Source organism: Halothiobacillus sp. (genome assembly GCF_028710545.1).
Classification (GTDB): domain Bacteria; phylum Pseudomonadota; class Gammaproteobacteria; order Halothiobacillales; family Halothiobacillaceae; genus Halothiobacillus.
In genome coordinates this window covers 13872-30246 of sequence record NZ_JAQTTX010000005.1, presented here as the reverse complement: position 1 = coordinate 30246, position 16375 = coordinate 13872, and the positions used below count along the sequence as shown (strand labels likewise).

14 protein-coding genes and 1 pseudogene are annotated in these 16375 nt (G+C 63.1%); all 15 read right to left on the bottom strand.

What is annotated here, in order from left to right:
* Positions 1-2: 2 nt before the first annotated feature.
* Positions 3-692 carry a Crp/Fnr family transcriptional regulator gene (locus PHD44_RS01590; RefSeq protein ID WP_300187289.1) on the bottom strand — a complete coding sequence of 230 codons (690 nt, stop codon included), beginning with the start codon at positions 690-692 and terminating at the stop codon, positions 3-5.
* A gap of 144 nt (positions 693-836) precedes the next feature.
* The gene (locus tag PHD44_RS01585) at positions 837-1586 is read right to left on the bottom strand and encodes a sulfite exporter TauE/SafE family protein (protein ID WP_300187286.1); all 750 of its coding nucleotides are present in this window, start codon (positions 1584-1586) and stop codon (positions 837-839) included.
* A complete protein-coding gene (locus PHD44_RS01580; protein WP_300187283.1) occupies positions 1583-1960 on the bottom strand; it encodes a hypothetical protein in 378 nt (125 codons plus the stop codon). The genes PHD44_RS01585 and PHD44_RS01580 overlap by 4 nt, the downstream gene beginning before the upstream one ends.
* Complete coding sequence (locus PHD44_RS01575) at positions 1960-2367, bottom strand: rhodanese-like domain-containing protein (RefSeq protein WP_300187280.1); 408 nt, start codon at positions 2365-2367, stop codon at positions 1960-1962. The genes PHD44_RS01580 and PHD44_RS01575 overlap by 1 nt, the downstream gene beginning before the upstream one ends.
* Before the next feature lie 139 nt (positions 2368-2506).
* Entirely contained in the window at positions 2507-3901 is a 1395-nt protein-coding gene (locus PHD44_RS01570) for an NAD(P)/FAD-dependent oxidoreductase (protein ID WP_300187277.1), read from the bottom strand.
* Between the two features lie 34 nt (positions 3902-3935).
* Positions 3936-4547: a hypothetical protein gene (locus PHD44_RS01565; RefSeq protein WP_300187274.1), complete on the bottom strand. Its 612-nt coding sequence runs from the start codon at positions 4545-4547 to the stop codon at positions 3936-3938.
* A 56-nt stretch (positions 4548-4603) separates the two neighbouring features.
* Positions 4604-4789, bottom strand: a pseudogene (locus tag PHD44_RS01560) (VIT1/CCC1 transporter family protein); the annotation flags it as partial.
* Complete coding sequence (locus tag PHD44_RS01555; protein WP_300187268.1) at positions 4789-5211, bottom strand: DUF2202 domain-containing protein; 423 nt, start codon at positions 5209-5211, stop codon at positions 4789-4791. The gene PHD44_RS01555 and the pseudogene PHD44_RS01560, both read right to left, overlap by 1 nt.
* A gap of 34 nt (positions 5212-5245) precedes the next feature.
* On the bottom strand, positions 5246-6541 hold the full coding sequence (locus tag PHD44_RS01550; RefSeq protein WP_300187265.1) for an FAD-dependent oxidoreductase: 1296 nt from the start codon (positions 6539-6541) through the stop codon (positions 5246-5248).
* Between the two features lie 21 nt (positions 6542-6562).
* The gene (locus PHD44_RS01545) at positions 6563-9688 is read right to left on the bottom strand and encodes an efflux RND transporter permease subunit (protein ID WP_300187262.1); all 3126 of its coding nucleotides are present in this window, start codon (positions 9686-9688) and stop codon (positions 6563-6565) included.
* A complete protein-coding gene (locus tag PHD44_RS01540; protein ID WP_300187259.1) occupies positions 9685-10866 on the bottom strand; it encodes an efflux RND transporter periplasmic adaptor subunit in 1182 nt (393 codons plus the stop codon). The genes PHD44_RS01545 and PHD44_RS01540 overlap by 4 nt, the downstream gene beginning before the upstream one ends.
* Entirely contained in the window at positions 10863-12236 is a 1374-nt protein-coding gene (locus PHD44_RS01535; RefSeq protein ID WP_300187256.1) for a TolC family protein, read from the bottom strand. Before PHD44_RS01535 ends, PHD44_RS01540 begins: the two co-directional genes overlap by 4 nt.
* A complete protein-coding gene (locus PHD44_RS01530; protein ID WP_300187253.1) occupies positions 12230-12670 on the bottom strand; it encodes an OsmC family protein in 441 nt (146 codons plus the stop codon). Before PHD44_RS01530 ends, PHD44_RS01535 begins: the two co-directional genes overlap by 7 nt.
* 115 nt (positions 12671-12785) lie before the next feature.
* Positions 12786-15368 carry a cation-translocating P-type ATPase gene (locus PHD44_RS01525; protein ID WP_300187251.1) on the bottom strand — a complete coding sequence of 861 codons (2583 nt, stop codon included), beginning with the start codon at positions 15366-15368 and terminating at the stop codon, positions 12786-12788.
* Position 15369: 1 nt separating this feature from the next.
* Positions 15370-16194 (bottom strand): hypothetical protein, encoded by an 825-nt coding sequence (locus tag PHD44_RS01520; protein WP_300187248.1) that lies wholly within the window; start codon positions 16192-16194, stop codon positions 15370-15372.
* Between the last annotated feature and the right edge of the window lie 181 nt (positions 16195-16375).

Here is a 16375-nt window from a genome sequence, read left to right as displayed (position 1 = left end):
CGTCACCATTCGCAAGTGGCGCAACGCGGCAGTTGGGCCATTGGCGACCCGCCCTGACGGGGCTGGCGGGTTTGTCCGCACTCGGCGTTACCGCCTCTCGCCATGCAATGAGCATGGCTTCGAGTCGCCGCCTTGATTGCGAACAAACCCGTCAGCCAGAGGTGCCATCGATTCGTGTAGAGGCTCCCTAAATGACGCAGCAGCAGATGGGCGAGGCGCGCGGACGTGTCGTGAAGTGCCAGATCTTCCACCAGGTCGGCCAACTCACGCAGTCGCATTCCGGCGCAGCGCATGGCGGCCTGGTGTAAAGCCGGATAGGTGCGCATCCAGGTTTGCCAGCTGGTAATCGGTGCACAAAGTGCCTGTACTTCATCGAGTGTTTCTGCGATCACTTGATGAGGTTTGCCGTCCAGCAGTGTGATTAGGTTATGGCCTTCGCCCGGCCCAAGCAGGAACAATGTAATGGCACGCCCGCTCTCTGGATGTTCCGCTTCGACACGTACCCGCCCGGTCAATAAGATATAGAAATTCGTTTTCGTCATGGTCGCTGGCATGACCTGCGCGTGCCTTGGCCAGTGCTTGCGATGCATCTGTGCCAGGATGCTCTGCACATCGGTACGCTTCATGCCCTGAAAAAGATGCGAGGTATAAAGTTGATCGATAACTGCTTGTTCGTTAAAAGAATCAGACATTGGTTTTAATAAATCCCCGAATAAATCAAACGTGTCTCTGGCCGAGGGGTTTGCTCAAATTCCATCTGAATGCCTACCGCTGCCAGCTTTGCATAAGGCTGACGAGAGCCCCCGATTTCATGGGTGGAATTGTGCGGAGATGGTTCAAGGTAACAGGCTCCAGATCATCTTGCCCGCGAGTAACAATAACAATCCGGCGATGAGTTTTTTTACCTGAGCGGCATCGAGCCGGTAATGCATGATGCGCCCGCCCAGATACCCGCCGAGGATGGCCGCGATGCTGACCACGCCGAGCAGCAGCCAGTCCATGTGCACGAAACTAAGGTAGGTGAAAAACCCGGCTAGCGTCGAGAACGGAATCACAAAGCTGACTGCGTAAGCGACCTTCTTCGGCTCGAAACCGAGCAAGATCAGTACGGCGAGGATCGGCATGCCGCCGCCGACGCCGATTAAACCCGAGACGATACCCACGGACGCACCGAGCAGCAGCATGATCCAAACCCGGTTATAAACAACTTTGGCTTCACGTTTTCTGAAAATCAGCAATCCGGCGCTGACGATCAGAAAGATGACCAGAACCCACTGCACAATGTGCTCCGGCACATAGCGGCTCAGCGCCGCGCCGACCGGGGTGGCGAGCGTAACCGAGAGTATCAGCGGCAGCGTGAAGCGCACATCGAGCACGCCACGTCGAAAGTTCATCACCGAGGCGGTGATGGTGGAGGCGGAATTGACGAACAACCCGATCGCCTTGGCCAGATTCAGGGGCATGCCGAGCATGGACAGCACCGGCACCAAAGCGACGGACGAACCCACGCCGCCCATGGCGAACAGCGTCGCCAGCACGAACGTGATCAGAAAATACAAGCCGTCCTGCAGCAACAGTTCGGTCATGTGCGCAGCTTCAAGGTCTTGGCCGCGCCGCCCTTGAGCCGATCTGCAAGTCCCAGCAGTCCGCCGGCCAGGTACTTGGCTTCAAAGCCCTTGGCGGCGAGGTAACTGCGCGCCATGTTGGAGCGATCCGACATGGGGCAGGCCACCACCAGCAGCGTGTCGCTCGGTAGCTCGTCCAGCCGGTCGGGCAGTTCGTTGGCCGGAATGCGCAGACCGAAACTGAATTGCCAGACGGCGGTTTCTTCCGGCACGCGAATGTCGAGCAGTTCGCAGCGGCTCTCGTTGTAGGCGGTGATGAAGTCATCGAGGCCGATACGGGCCTCGCCCATGGCGGCGGGAACGGTCTTGCGTGCCAAGGTGTCGAGTGCATCCATCAGTTTGAGCTTCCCGTTAGGGGGCCAATGCGTTTGAGATAATCGCGGGCATTGTCGCCGCGCAGGTAATCGACCAGCTTGAGCATACCGCCGGTGAAGTAGCGCGAGCGGTAGCCTTGCAGGGTGAGGAAGAGGCGCGCGATCTCGGCGCGGTCGTAGTGCGGGCACATGGTCACGATGGTCTTGGCGCGGTCGAGCTCGTTCAGGCGGTCGGGCAGTTCGTTCAGCGGAATGTGCTGACCCATGCCGACCGACCAGGCGGCATGTTCCTCGCGAAAACGGATATCGATCAGCTGGATCTCGCCTTTGGCATAGCTGTCGAGCAGTTCCTCCAGGCCGATCTTCATGGCAAGCCGCTCGTCATAATCGAAGCGGCGCAGGTAGTCGTCAAAGGGTATCGGAGGCATGAGGCAGGTTCTCCATCGTAGGAATTGAGTGTGTCTCTCATTGATGAAGACGCACTGCCGGGGAAAAGGATGCGTCACGTCGATTATGTTTGGAAAACCCACTCGAAGGTGGACTGCAAACGCCACGCATCGGCATGAATCAGCGTGCGCCGAGCGCCGCCAGACCGAAGGCTTCGGTCAGGGTCGGGTGCGGATGAATCGCGCCGGCGAGCTGTTCTATTGTCAGGCCATGGCGCACGGCCAGTGCCGCCTCACCCATCAGGTCGGCCGCACCCTCGACCAGCGCATGGATGCCGACGATGCGGCGGTCGTCGCGCCGGTAGACGATACGCAGGCGGCCAAAGGCGTCGCCGCTGATCTGCGCGCGGGCGTCGATTCGGTAGTCGTATTCGGCGACCGCTACATCAAACCCGGCGGCGCGGGCGGCGTCTTCGGTGAGCCCGGCCATGCCGAGCTCAGGGTAGGAGAAGATCACCGCGCTGTTGTGTGCGGGCTCCGGAAAGACCGTCGGCGCGCCGAGCAGATGGCGGGCGACAGCTTGCGCCTGCGCGGTGGCCCAGTGGGCGAACATGGGGTTGCCCACCAGGTCGCCGGTGGCGTAGATGCCGGGTTCGTCGGTTTGCAGCATGGCATCGACCTTGACGCCGTGGCGGTCGTGGCGCACTGCGGTGGTTTCCAGGCCCAGGCCATCAACATTGGGATGGCGTCCGGCGACGATGGCCACCACCTGTGCCTCGACGATGTGCGTCTGTCCAGCGAGCGTGTATCGGACACTATGGCGGCATTCCTCGCCCTCGATGGCTTCGACCGATACGCTGGTCTGTACCTCGATACCGTCCGCCCGCAGGCGTTCGGCGAGTAACTCGGCGAGCACGGCGTCCACCGGCCCGAGAATGCGCGGCGCGGCTTCCAGGATGGTCACACGGCTGCCGAGCATGTGGAATATCTGCGCCATTTCCACGCCGATGGGGCCGCCGCCGATCAACACCAGCGATTCCGGGATAAAACCGATTTCGATCAGGCCCTCGGAGTCGAGCACGCCGGGTAGCTCCGCACCCGGAATCGGCAAGCGTGAAGCCACCGATCCGGTGGCGAGAATGGCGTTGATAAAACCGACCTCACGGCGTTCACCGCCCGACTCGATCAGCGCCGTGCGTGGTCCTGTGAGGCGGGCGCGCCCGAAAGTGACTTCCAGCCCCGGCAGTTGCTTGGCCTTGGCCAGTGCGCCTTGCGCCCGGCCGCTGAGGATTTGGTTCTTGCGGGCCTGCACCGTACTCCAGTCAATATCGCCGCTATCCATGCCCGCCGCAGACAGGCCGAATTCGCCCGCCTGCTTGAGTTCACGGCGGCGCGCCGCGGTCTCGCGGAAAATCTTCGAGGGAATACAGCCCTCGAACAGACAGGTACCGCCCAGACCGCGCCCGGCCTCTACCAGCAGCACCCGTTTGCCGGCCTGAGCCAGCGCCATGGCGGCGGGGGTGCCGCCCGGTCCGCCGCCAACAATGAGCAGGTCATATTGCGTGTTGACATTCATGGGGTATTCCTCACTTGATAGCGAAATAGGGATGTTATTGCGCCGATGATCCCGAATCTTGGCGCTTGTCCTGGTGTGCGTAGATCAAAACGGCAAAGAACACGCCGCCCTGAATAAAACCGAGAATGGCTTCAATACCGGCCGCCATCATGGCGTTGAGCGTTTGCGGTACCCAGTCGCCGATGCCCAAGGTAGTGAACAGGGCGACCGAGATATACAAAGACACCCGAAAGGGGTGCGCCTGAAGGGTATCGCTGTGGGCGAATACGCCCTTGCCGTTGTAGGCAAACAGGTCGAACACGTCGAATTGCAGGTACATCAGCGCAAAGAACAACAAGGTAAACGCCGTAACTTCCAGATACAGGAATACCAAACGCAACAGGTCAAGATGCATGGAACGGCGCTTGTGGGCCACATAGAAAAGCATCACATCGAGCAGCGCGAAACGCACGATGACGATGTACATGAGATAGGCGAACATCAACTCCTCACGCCACTGGCTGAATCCAGCCGGAGCGATCACTTTCCATGCCCAGCCGATAAGCAGGGGCGCGAGCATCAACGGAATCAACCACGGCAGCCAGGGCAGCAAAGTGGTCAGGCGCTGCACGACGCGGGTCGAGATTGTCCTGCCCTGCTTAGTCATGGTTATTTATCGATTTCATCATGACATTACACGGCGGTGCCGACCAAGGCGCCGATTCCGGCGACCAGCGCCGCGACCCCTGCCACCAGCACTTCGGACGACGATGTCGCCGCCGCTGCAACCCCGACAATCAGGCTGGCGGTCGAGACGATGCCATCATTGGCGCCGAGCACCGCTGCCCTCAGCCAGCCGATGCGAGAGACAAGGTGAGATTCCGGAGCGAGTGTGGTGCCTGCGTCCATCACCGCCGTTCCCGCTCGGCGCAGCGTTGAAAAGCGGGCAGATGGCGATCCTGCGAAGCCGCGCGCAACGACTGGTATACGTTGAGAATGTCCGCCCTCTGGGTGCTTTGCAGTAGCCGGTCGTACAGTTCAACGTTCTCGATCTCGCCCTGCACGCTGGCAAGGCATGCCGCGTGCACGCTGTCGTAGCGCGGCGCCTTGCCCGCCCAGCGATTCTCCGGCGGTGCTGCGCCATAGCGATCGAACAACGCCAGCAAGGCTTCGATATGCCGCGCTTCCGCTTCAACGATATTGATAAACGGGCGCACTTCGCCGAAGTCGTGGATCACCTGTGCATAGGTTTCATGCGACTTGTGTTCGTCATCCAGCGCATCGGCCAGCCCCTGGCGTTCGGCTTGTGTCAGTAGTTGTGTATCCGTCATTTCATTATCCTCTGGTTGTAATCATAAACGCCCATCAGAACACCTTTTCAGCTGCGAATTGCGCCAAGCTCAGGCCGAAGCCGGGAACCTTGCCATGCGTCAGGAAGAACAGGTCGCGGTAGCTCATCTTGAGCCGATAGGGCACGCGGCCTATTTTCAACACTTCATCCTGGCCGCCGAACCAAGTGTTGGCGCGCACATAGAAGGCCTTGCCCTCGCCCATGTCGCCGATGCAGAAGGTGACCGGCTGCAGCGGCTGATTCGCCTCTTCGGCATCCATGCGGCCCATGTCGAGCGCGATCTGCCGCCCGACGATCTCGGCTTCCTGATGGCCGATGCCGCCGATCTTCGGCATGGTCACCGCCGCACAGTCGCCGGCCGCGAAAATTTCCGGATGCTCCGGGTTGCGCATCAGAAGATTGGTCTTGATGAACCCCATGCTGTCGCAGATCGGCAGGTCGCGCAGGCAGTCATGCGCGACCCAGTCGGGCAGGATGATCTTGAGTTCCGCCTCGATCGTCTCGCCGCCCTGGAACTCCACGCCCTCGGCGGTGAGCCGGGCGATATCGGGCATGTTCTTGCGGTAGTGGATGCCCATGCCATCGATCAACTTGAGGAAGTGCCGCACATTGTTCTCGCCGGCATCGGCCGCGATCAGCTCCTCTTCGGGCGTGAACACCGTGATCTTGTCCGGCTTGCCCTTGCCTGAGGTGGTGAGCCAGCTTGCCAGCGCCGTCGTCAGCTCCATGATCGGGCCTTCGCAGGCCGCGTGCGCATGGGGGATGCTGCCGCCGGGGTAGGGTTCGAGGCCTTCGGCGCCGTCGCCCTGGTGGAAATGCGCCGAGCCGATCACGATTGGGCCGCCCTGGTAGCCGCCTTCATGCAGGTATTGGCGCAAACGCTCGCCGTGGAACAGATCGGACACAGTGTGACCGTGTTCGGCAAAACCGGGGATTCGGTCATAGGTGAGGTGTGCGCCCATGGCGATCACGAGGTAGTCGTAGTGCAGCACGTCGCATTCCTCACCGGGCCGCTCGGTCGGGTGAAACGTGACGGTTTTTGTCTCGATGTCAACCTGCTGGACCTGGGCCTGGATGAATGCAATGTCATCATCGTGCAGTACCGGACGTAACTGCATTCTTTGACGCAGTTGCGGATCGCGGTTTTCCATCACGTCGGTGGGAATGTTGGGCACGAACAACAGATAGTCCTTGCGGTCGATCAGGGTGATATCGACACTGTCGCCCGCGTATTCACGGATTTTCTGCGCGCTGGCAAGGCCGGCGAAGTTGCCGCCGAGTACGACGACATGGTGTTTTGAGGTGGTCATGAGTATCTCCTTGTGGTCAGGTCATGTGGAACTTGTGGCAGCCGGTGCTGCCTTCGTTTCGGGATAGCGCCGCTTGAGCAGCAGGAACAGCAGCACCGGCACGATCAGCAGGGTGAGGAAGGTGCCGACGATCAGCCCACCGATGGCCACCACGGCAAGCGGCGACAGCCGTTCCAGCCCCACCGCCCATTCGAAGGCTACCGGGATCATGCCCACCGCGGCGGCGGTGGCGGTCATCAGAATCGGTCGGGTGCGCAGATCGACCGCTTGCAGAATGGCCTGCTTGAGCGGCACGCCACGGCCCAGCGCCTCCTGTGCGAAGTCCACCAGTAGAATGCCGTTTTTGACGATGATGCCCATGAGCAGGATCAGCCCCATGAATGAGGGCATGCAGCCGTGCTTGTCGGCAATGAGCATCGCCCAGGCGGCACCGATCACCGCCAACGGCAGGGTCACCAGGATGGCGATCGGCGTGATGAAGGAGCGGAACGCAATCACCAGCACCACGGCCAGCAGCACGATGCCGAATGCCAGCGACTGCCCAAGTCGGGTGAAGGATTCATTCATTTCCTTCATTTCACCTTCGTCCGAGATCGTGTAGCCGCGCGGCAGTTGCAGGCCCTTGAGCGCTTCGGTCACATGCTGGTCGAGTGCGGTCACTGCGATATTGCGGCGGTAACCGATCACATCCACCGTGCGCACCAGGTTCTGGTGGGTATAAGACGTGGGCGCATAAACGGTCTTGACCGTGGCCACCTGTGCCAGCGGCACGATGGCGCCGCTCGGCGTGGTGAGGTTGAGCGCCGCAATCGCCGCCGGACTGGAGCGTTCGTCAGTCCGCAGCCGTACCCACACCGGAATGCTGTTTTCGCCTTCGACCCGCAGGCTGCCACCGGGGATGCCGTTGACCTGCGCGGCGACCTGCTGGGCGATGGCGCCGGGCGTCAGACCGTAGCTCGACGCCTTGGCCGCGTCCACGTCGAGCTGCAGCCGTTTGGAATCGCCCTGCCAGGAGCGCTCGAAGCCGGTCAGCCCGCCGACCTTGGCGAGACGCTGCTCAAGCTCGCCGGCGATCTGGTCGAGCACCCGCCAGTCGGGGCCGCTGACCATCAGATCCACCGTGCCGCGAATCGACGACAGGGGCGTGGCGCCATAGACCACGGCATTGGCATTGAGCACGCCGGGAATGGCGCGCACGCGCGCCTGGATGGCCTTGTTGATGTCAAAGATCGTCTCGTTGCGGTGGAAGCGGTCGACCAGGTTCACCGTGGTCATGCCCTGCGAAAAAATGCGCGCCGCACCGAAGGATTTGTCCTGCGGCTCGGCGCCGACCACGGTGGAAGTGGAAAGCAGCCAGTCCGGTTTGACCGAGGCGCGAATCGCGGCGTCGACCTGCTTGGCGATGTGCTGCATCTGCGCGGCATCGGTGTCGGGCTGCGCCTCGAAGCTGATCTGGGTGATGCCGGAGTCCATCAGCGGCATGAGTTCGCGGCCGACCACCGGCAACTGCTTGAGCGAAACGGCCGTAAGCACCAAGGCGATGAACAGCACGCGCTTGGGATGTTCCAGTGCCCAGCCCACCGTGGCGGCATAAAAGCGCTTGAGCGGTTGAATGACCCAGCGGTCGAAGTAGGACAGCGGCTTGCGCAACGGATCGCGCGCGCCGGGCTTGAGCAGCCAGGGCGTGAGCAGCGGAATGATGGTCACCGCGACGATGAACGAGGCTGCCAGCGCCACCATCAGGCTCACCGACAGCGGCCGCAGCACCGTCTGCACGAAGCCGCCGATGAACACGATGGGCAGCAGCACCACGGCGTTGGCCAGCGTGCCGGAGAGCACCGCCAGCATCACTTCCTGCGTGCCATTGGCCGCCACCGCAAACCCCGATTCGCCGTGCTCGCGCATGCGCCGCTCGATGTTTTCGATCACCACGATGGCATCGTCCGCCAGCAGCCCCACCGCGATGATGATGGCGGTGAGGGTGATCATGTCGAACTCGTAGCCGATGAGCTTCATCACCAAAAAGGTGAGCAGATAGGTGAACGGGAGCGACAGCGCGGTGATGAAGGCAGCACGGGTGTCGGCGAGGAACAGCAGGATCACGAACACGGTCATGATCAGCGCGTCGCGCAGTGCGGCGAGCATGTTGTCCACGGTGAGATCAATCAGACGCAACTGGCCGTCGGACTGCGCGATGTGGAGCATCGGGAACTGCGCCTCGATCTTGGGCAGTTCGGCGTCGATGGCGCGCGCGGTGGTCGCGGCATAGCCGTTGTCGCCGCGCAGCAAGGAGACCGCGATAGCTTCCTTGCCGTTGCCGCGGTACAGCGAGGTCGGATCGGCATCGCCCCAGCCCACCTTGCCCAGATCGCCAACGCGCACAAAACCGCCGCCCGGTACCGGCACCTGCACCTCAGCCAGTTGCTGCGGGTTGTGCGCCAGGCTGTTGAGCGTGAGCAAAAAGCGATAGCCGTCACGGTGCACCAGTCCTTGCGGCGCGGTGATATTGCTCGCCGCCAGTGCCGCGGCCACTTGTGTCACGTTCAGGTGATGCGCGGCGAGCGCACTGCGGTCGAGATCGACCTGCGCCTGCCGTTCATGCCCGCCGAACACCTCGACCTCGGCCACGCCGGGAATGCGCAGCAGCCGGTCGCGTAACTGGTTTTCGGCAATGCGTCGCACCTCGCTCAAACCGAGGTTGGACTGCGGCGCCGGAGTGAGCGCCAGCACAGTGACCGGCTGCGCCGCGTTGGTGATGCGGAAGATTACCGGCGCGCGCGAGCCCCCGGGCAGGCTGGACTCGACCCGCTTGAGCTCGGTGAGCACCTTGGTCGCTGCGATGTTGATGTCGTTGCCGTATTCGAATTCCACCGTCACCGCTGAGACCTGGTCGCGCGACACCGAGGTGACGCGACGCACGCCGTCGATGGCGGAGAGTTGGGTTTCGATCGGGTGGGTAATGTCCTGTTCCACATCGCTGGCCTCGGCGCCCGGCCATTGCGTGACCACGGTGATCATCGGCCGGTTGCTGTCCGGGAACAGGTTCATCGGCATGGTGAAGTACGCCGCGATACCCGCGACCACCACCAGCAGGGCGATGGCGATAATGGCATGCGGCCTGCCGAGCAGACGTTGCATGAAGTTCATTGCGCCGCTCCCGCTGCCGCCGCCGTGGACACCGCAGTCGTTACCGCCGCGTCGCCGTCGCGCATCTGCGCCAGCACGGCCGTCTGGCCGATCACCACCGACTCACCGGGCTTAAGCGACCCGCTGACCGCGGCGCGGTTCGCGCCTTCCTGCAAGACCTTGACCGGCACGATGCGCAACCGCCCCGGCTCGCCCGCCTGGGCGCCCGGCGTGAACGCCAGCACATGCGCCTGTTCGCCACTGCCGATTACCGCGGCCACTGGCACGGTCAGTGTCGCAGCGGCTTGTGAGTGCAGTTCGATGCTTGCCGCCACGCTGCTGCCACTGGGCAGGCCGAACGGGCTGCTGGTCGCATCGGCCTCGACCGTGCCCAATCCTGCCGCGTTGACTGCTGGGGCGATACGGGTGATGGGCAGATCCAGTGTCTGCCCGCCTTGGGCAAGGCGCAAGGTATCGCCCACCTTCACCTGTGTGAGCTGGTCGGAAGGCAGGCTCACGCGCACGATGGCACCCTTTCCAGCGGTGAGTTGATACACCGGTTTGCCGGGTGCGGCGGTGTCGCCCACCTCGACCAGTCGCTGCGCCACCACTGCGTCCTCGGGTGCGCGCAGCTCGGCGTAACCGAGTTGCACTTGCAGCGCGGTGATCTGATCGGATAGCGCCTGCACCGAAGCGCGGGCGGCGTCGGTGGCAGTGCGGGCCTGATCGGCCTGCGCCTGGCTCACCCCGCCTTCGGCCAGCACCGCGTCGATGCGTGCCTGCTGTTTGGCGGCATAGTCGGCGTTGGCGCGGGCAGCGATGCGTTGTTGCGAGAGCGCCCCGATATTGCTCTCGATCTGCCGCGCGTCGATACGCACCAAGAGCTCCCCACGCTTGACCGCCACCCCGGCGCGCGGGCCGATGAAGGTCACAGTGCCCTGAATCTGCGGCGCCAGCGTGATGGTGTTGGGCGCTTCGACGGTGGCCACGCTTTGCAAGCTCGCGGCCACGGTGCCGTGCTGGACTGCGCCGGTTTGCACCGCCCAAGGCGTGGCGACGGCGGGCGGGCTGGCATCGGCCTGATGCAGACGGTGAAAGTGCAGCCACAACCCGCCTGCAATCAGCAGGATGGGGATGGGCAGCAAGTACCAGGGTTTGCGCTTAGGTGTTGCGGCGGAGGATTTGACGGATGTGTTCATGGCTGGGTGCTCGAAGAGGTGGAATCGACGGCTTGTAGTGCGGCGGGCGGCTCGCCATAGGCGTAGCGCAGGGCGTCATCGGCCTGCCACCAGCCGGAAAGAGCGCCAGCGACGCTGGCACGGGCCGAAGCCAGCGCGGCTTCGGCGGTGATCAGATCGGTGGCCGAACCGAGGCCGTTCTTGAAGCGATCCTGTTCGATGCGGGCGCTCTCGGCGGCAGCGCGCAAGCCCGATTCGGCGGCACGCCACGACTGATCCTGCGCACTCCACAAGGCCACCGCGCCGTCCCGCGCGGCGCGGATATTGTCTTGCGCGGCCTTGAGTTGTTGTTGAGATTGAATTGCCGTTGCTTGTGCGGCATCGATCGCGCTTTTCTGTGCACCACCGGACCATAGATTCAGGGTCACGCCCAGGTTGATCTGCCAGGTATCAACCGGTTGCGTGTTCCACTGAACCGCATTGTGATTCCATCCACCGGTCACAGCGAACTGCGGCAGCATGGCGCGCTCTGCTGCGCGTACCTTGTCTTGGCTGGCCTCAAATGCGCTCTGCGCGGCCTGAATGGCGGGCGCAGGCAAATCGGGATTGGCCGGAACTTGCGCAGGGCCGCTGTCGGGCACAGGCACGGCTGCTTTAAAGTCGGACACACCCATGAGTGCGGCGAGCTGCGCGCGCGCCTTGCGATCCTGTCCGTCCACCCCGGCGATCTGCGCCTGCACCGCCGCCACCGCCGCCTGCACCCGTAGCAGATTGACGCGGGCGATGTTACCCACCTTCAGCCCGGTCTCGGCTACGCGCTCACTCTTTTTGAGCGCCTGCAACTGCTTGTCCAGCGCCTGCCGCTGCCCGGCCAGCGCCTGGAGATTGCGGAAAAGGGTGGCGCCTTGCAACAGCGCACGCAGCCGTACATCCTCGGCGCTCCACTGCGCACCGGCGGCACGCGCGCGCGCCGCATCCACCTCGGCGGCAATCTGACCACTGATGTCGATCGGAAGCTGGGCATTGACACCGTAGCCAAACTGGTCGGAGGAAAATGGATAGTTTGCGACATTCGGCGGCTGGGTGATCGGCCGCGTGAGGCGTGGATCATTAAAATGCTGCGATAGTGCATAGGCATCGACCTTGCCGAACCAGGCCGCGCGCGCCTGTTGCACCAGCGCATCGGCTTGCGCACGGCCCGCCCGCGCGGCGAGCACATCGGGTGAACGCTCGCTGATCGTTTGGAGCACTGATCCAAGGTTGGTGGCGGCAGAAACGGGTGGGTCATTGACCGGTGATTGCGCCACGGCAATGGTCGTCGTGGCCAGACACGCCAGCATCAACGCGATGCGACGCAAAGGCAAAAGGCGCAAAGCTGCGAGTTTTAACATGGATTGTAATCTCCCGGTTGCAGGGATGTTCGCGTTCCGCGCTCAATCGTGCCTTCCAGTTGCGTGCCGCCAGTGACGGTGTTGTAGACGGTGCCGTACTGCCGCAGATTGCGGTGCAGCAGAGCGAGGCGGTGATCGTCTTCGTCGGTATCGACGACGATGCGGTAAGCGATGCGCGCCATCTTCGGCGGCGCGTCCTGCCGCTCGCCATGCACGGCGATGTGTACCCCGTGGTATTGGAATTTGAGAATGGGCGCAACGCGCTCGATGTTCTTGAGCATGCACGCGCCCACCGCGGCGAGCAGCAACTCGGCGGGATTGAACGCATCCAGGCGGCCGTCGAGCGCCGAATCGATGGCGATACATGCGTCTTTGCAACGCGCCTGCGCGCCATGCACATCGACACGGTCAAGCGTCACATCATAGGTGAGCATGGAAACCTCCAGGAGTTTTGGTTTGTCTTGTGTAGAGAGGACGATGCACGGGGTGAAAGGATGCACCCTGACCGTGAAAACCTTGATCCCGATCAGCTTGCGTTCATCCCTTGGATCAAACCAGACGCCGTTCCCAGGCCAAACGCAAGCCCTGCAGCCACAGCCCGCATCCCAACACCAGAGCGAATGCGGCGATCAGCGGCGGCAGGCTAACGCTGGCAAAGCCCATCACGTCCCGCAATCCCGGAATCAGTACGACGGCGGCGAGCACGACCGTCACCGCCGCGAACATCCGCGCCAGCCACGGATTGTCTGCCCGGAGGTTGAACATCGCCGCATGGCGCAGATCGCGATTGGTCAGAATCAGCAGGAACAGCGCCAGCACCAGCGCGCTGAACACCGCCAGGCGCAAATCGGCCTCAGGCCAGTCGGTGTAATGTTGTAGCAGCGCATGACCGGCCAGTAGCACGGCGGCAATGCCCAGCCCCTGCAGGAGGGCGAAACCGATGTTGTTCAGGGTGAAGGGGCTGGCCGTCAGGGGACGCGGTGGACGCTGCATGACATCCTTTGCGGCGGGCTCGGCCTCGAACACGATGGAGCAGGCCGGATCGATGAGTAGTTCCAGCAGCACGATGTGCACCGGCAGCAGCAACACCGGCCAGTGCAGCAGCGCGGGCAGCAGCGCCAGTGCGATGATGGGCATGTGCACCGCGAAGGTAAAGCGCGTGGCCTTGGTGATGTTGTCGAAAATGCGCCGACCGCCCCGAATGGCCTGCACGATGCTGGCAAAACTGTCGTCGAGCAGCACCAGCGCGGCGGCCTCGCGCGCCACATCGGTGCCGCGCTCGCCCATGGCGATGCCCACGTCGGCGGCCTTCAGCGCCGGGGCATCGTTGACGCCGTCGCCGGTCATGGCCACCACCTGGCCGTCGGCCTGCAGTGCGCGCACCAGCCGCAGTTTGTGCTCGGGGGCAAGACGGGCGCAGACATCGACGCTGCGCAGCCGCTCGCGTAGTGTGGCCTCATCCATACCGGCGATTTCCGGGCCGGTAACGATCTCGGCGCGTTCCGAGAGCCCCACCTGCGCGGCGATGGCGCGCGCGGTGGCGGGATGATCACCGGTCATCATCACGATGCGCACCCCGGCGGCGCGGCATTCGGCGATCGCCGCCGGCACATCGGGACGCGGCGGGTCGATCAGGCCGACCAGGCCGAGAAACACAAAGTCGAAGTCATGCTGACTGGCAGGCCAGGGCGCGCCTTCCGTCGGCGCCTGCCAGCTGCCCCGCGCCACGCCCAGCACGCGCAGGCCGCGTGCGGCCATGGCCTCGACCTCGCGTGCGATGGCCGCGCGTTCGGGCGCGGGCAGGTGGCAGAGGTCGGCGACCGCCTCGGGTGCGCCCTTGGTGGCCAGCGTGTACACCTCGGGTCGGGTGGTGGCGAACACCCGGGTCATGGCCAGAATGTCGGGGGCGAGATCGTATTGACGAGTAGGGCTGTGGTCGTCATGTACATGCTCGGTGCCGGTCAGCCGCGCATGACCGAAGGCCTGAATGGCCTTCTCCATGGGGTCGAAAGGATCAAGCGGGGTGGCGAGCATGGCGAACTCGACCAGGGTGTGGAAGGTCTCGGGCAGATCGGCGCTTTCGGCATCGAAGCGCTCCTCGCTGGCGACGAGTTCGGCCACTTGCATGCGGTTCTGTGTCAGCGTGCCGGTCTTGTCTACCGCCAGCACGGTAATCGCGCCGAGCGCCTCGACCGCCGGCACGCGACGGGTCAGTACATGGGACTTGGACAGCCGCCATGCGCCGAGCGCGAGGAACACGGTAAGGATGACCGGGATTTCCTCGGGCAGAATGGCCATCGCCAGTGCGATGCCTGACAGCAGGCTTTCCATCAGCGTGCGCCCGTCCCACAGCCAGTTCAGCAACACCAGCGACAGGGCGAGCGCAAGCGCAATCAGCGTGAGATTACGGATGAGCTTGGCCGAGGCGCGCTGCAGGCCGGAGTCGACCTCGGCCGTATTCGCCAGCGCCGCGCCGATCCCCCCAACCGCCGTGCGCGCGCCGGTGGCCGTCACCACCGCCTGTCCCACGCCCTTGGTGACCACGGTGCTGGCGAACAGAGCCGCAGGATGGTCTTTATCTATCGTGGCGGCGGGATGCACGACCGGGTCGGGCAGTTTGCTCACCGGCACGGCCTCGCCGGTGAGCAGCGATTCGTCCACATCGACCTGACCGCTCGCCAACTGGGCATCGGCGGGAATGCGGTCGCCTTCATGCAGCACCAGCAGGTCACCCACCACCACGTCGCGCCCGGCGATGCGCTGCTCGCGGCCGTCGCGGATCACCAGCGCGCGCGGCGCGGACAGATCGCGCAAGGATTCGAGCGCGCGCTGCGTCTTGCGCTCCTGCGCCAGCGTGATGCCGATGACCACGAACACAAAGCCAAGCAGGAACAGCGCCTCGCCCTTGTCGCCCAAGAGCAGGTAGATGCCGCCCGCCGCCAGCAGCATGAGGAACATCGGTTCGCGCAGCACGCCAAACACAATGGCCCAGGCAGACTTAGGCGTGGCGCCGGGCAGCAGGTTCGACCCGTCCCGCGTCAGACGCGCCGCGGCTTCGGCGGTGCCGAGACCCGCTGGCATCGGATCGGACTGATCTTGCCCTGCGACCGTTTGGGGTTTATTGGAAGTCATATCAATCCCTCAATCTGCGCCGCAGCCGGGTGACGAGCACCCCGCCCGACACCACGGCCGCACCCACGGTCCATGCCAGCACCACCCACAGCCCGCTGCGGTAGTACCAAGTGGCGAGGCTCGCGGCGATAAAGCCGATCTCGGTGGCGCCGAACACCACGGTGAGCCAGAATTGCAGCGCGGTCATGCGTTGCTGGTATTCGGTGGTGAGGGTGAAGCTCACCATCTCGATCCGGTCGGTCACGGCATCGAATAGATCGGCAATGCCCAGCACAGCATCACCCTGCTCGGCGACGATGTCATTGAAGCGCGTACTCGCCAGCGTGGCGCCGTAGAACTCCTCCAGCCCATCCATCACCTCCTTTTTCAGCGTGAGTAAATCATCGATGGAGTGCGGCCCCGCGTGGGTCAAACGGTCGTACAGGCCTTGCAGAACGGCGCGCTCAATACATAACAGTTCCACGGTAATCAAGAAGGGAAAGGCGCTACGTGGCGGTAGATCAAGTGCCTCGGCCTCAAGCGTGTTGCTTTTGTCGTTAAGATCATGCAGATCAAGTGCACTGCGACGTCCGATCAAGTTTATTCCGCCCACGCGTGGGCAGGTATCGCGTGCCAATTCGTCAATCACTACATTTGTTTTTAGCGGGCGGGATATCTGATCGCGCCAGAGCAAGCTCACGACTTGTTCTGCATGGGCATCAAGCCAGCCAGCGAGTTCAATGTCGGGTAGTCGGATCACTGATAACGGGTAATAATCATCGTAATCACTGGTTCCTGCAATGCTCTGGCTGATGGTCGACAGTCGTTGCCATACACGTTCAGCCATGCTGTCTGTTTGATTGATATCCAGCCAATTTATCCAAAGTTCGGGACTGAACGATTGACGTGGTGCAGGAATCCATACCTCCCACAGCGCGACACCCGCAACATGCGTGATTAGGCAGACATCGGCATGACACGGCTCTTGATCTTTACTCCCTCCCAGATCGATTCGCCCGAGGGGATGA

Bases quoted from the DNA above. Each gene is read 5' to 3' on its own strand.
- PHD44_RS01590 (WP_300187289.1), bottom strand. From the start codon at position 692: ATGTCTGATTCTTTTAACGAACAAGCAGTTATCGATCAACTTTATACC.
- PHD44_RS01585 (WP_300187286.1), bottom strand. From the start codon at position 1,586: ATGACCGAACTGTTGCTGCAGGACGGCTTGTATTTTCTGATCACGTTC.
- PHD44_RS01580 (WP_300187283.1), bottom strand. From the start codon at position 1,960: ATGGATGCACTCGACACCTTGGCACGCAAGACCGTTCCCGCCGCCATG.
- PHD44_RS01575 (WP_300187280.1), bottom strand. From the start codon at position 2,367: ATGCCTCCGATACCCTTTGACGACTACCTGCGCCGCTTCGATTATGAC.
- PHD44_RS01570 (WP_300187277.1), bottom strand. From the start codon at position 3,901: ATGAATGTCAACACGCAATATGACCTGCTCATTGTTGGCGGCGGACCG.
- PHD44_RS01565 (WP_300187274.1), bottom strand. From the start codon at position 4,547: ATGACTAAGCAGGGCAGGACAATCTCGACCCGCGTCGTGCAGCGCCTG.
- PHD44_RS01555 (WP_300187268.1), bottom strand. From the start codon at position 5,211: ATGACGGATACACAACTACTGACACAAGCCGAACGCCAGGGGCTGGCC.
- PHD44_RS01550 (WP_300187265.1), bottom strand. From the start codon at position 6,541: ATGACCACCTCAAAACACCATGTCGTCGTACTCGGCGGCAACTTCGCC.
- PHD44_RS01545 (WP_300187262.1), bottom strand. From the start codon at position 9,688: ATGAACTTCATGCAACGTCTGCTCGGCAGGCCGCATGCCATTATCGCC.
- PHD44_RS01540 (WP_300187259.1), bottom strand. From the start codon at position 10,866: ATGAACACATCCGTCAAATCCTCCGCCGCAACACCTAAGCGCAAACCC.
- PHD44_RS01535 (WP_300187256.1), bottom strand. From the start codon at position 12,236: ATGTTAAAACTCGCAGCTTTGCGCCTTTTGCCTTTGCGTCGCATCGCG.
- PHD44_RS01530 (WP_300187253.1), bottom strand. From the start codon at position 12,670: ATGCTCACCTATGATGTGACGCTTGACCGTGTCGATGTGCATGGCGCG.
- PHD44_RS01525 (WP_300187251.1), bottom strand. From the start codon at position 15,368: ATGACTTCCAATAAACCCCAAACGGTCGCAGGGCAAGATCAGTCCGAT.
- PHD44_RS01520 (WP_300187248.1), bottom strand. From the start codon at position 16,194: ATGGCTGAACGTGTATGGCAACGACTGTCGACCATCAGCCAGAGCATT.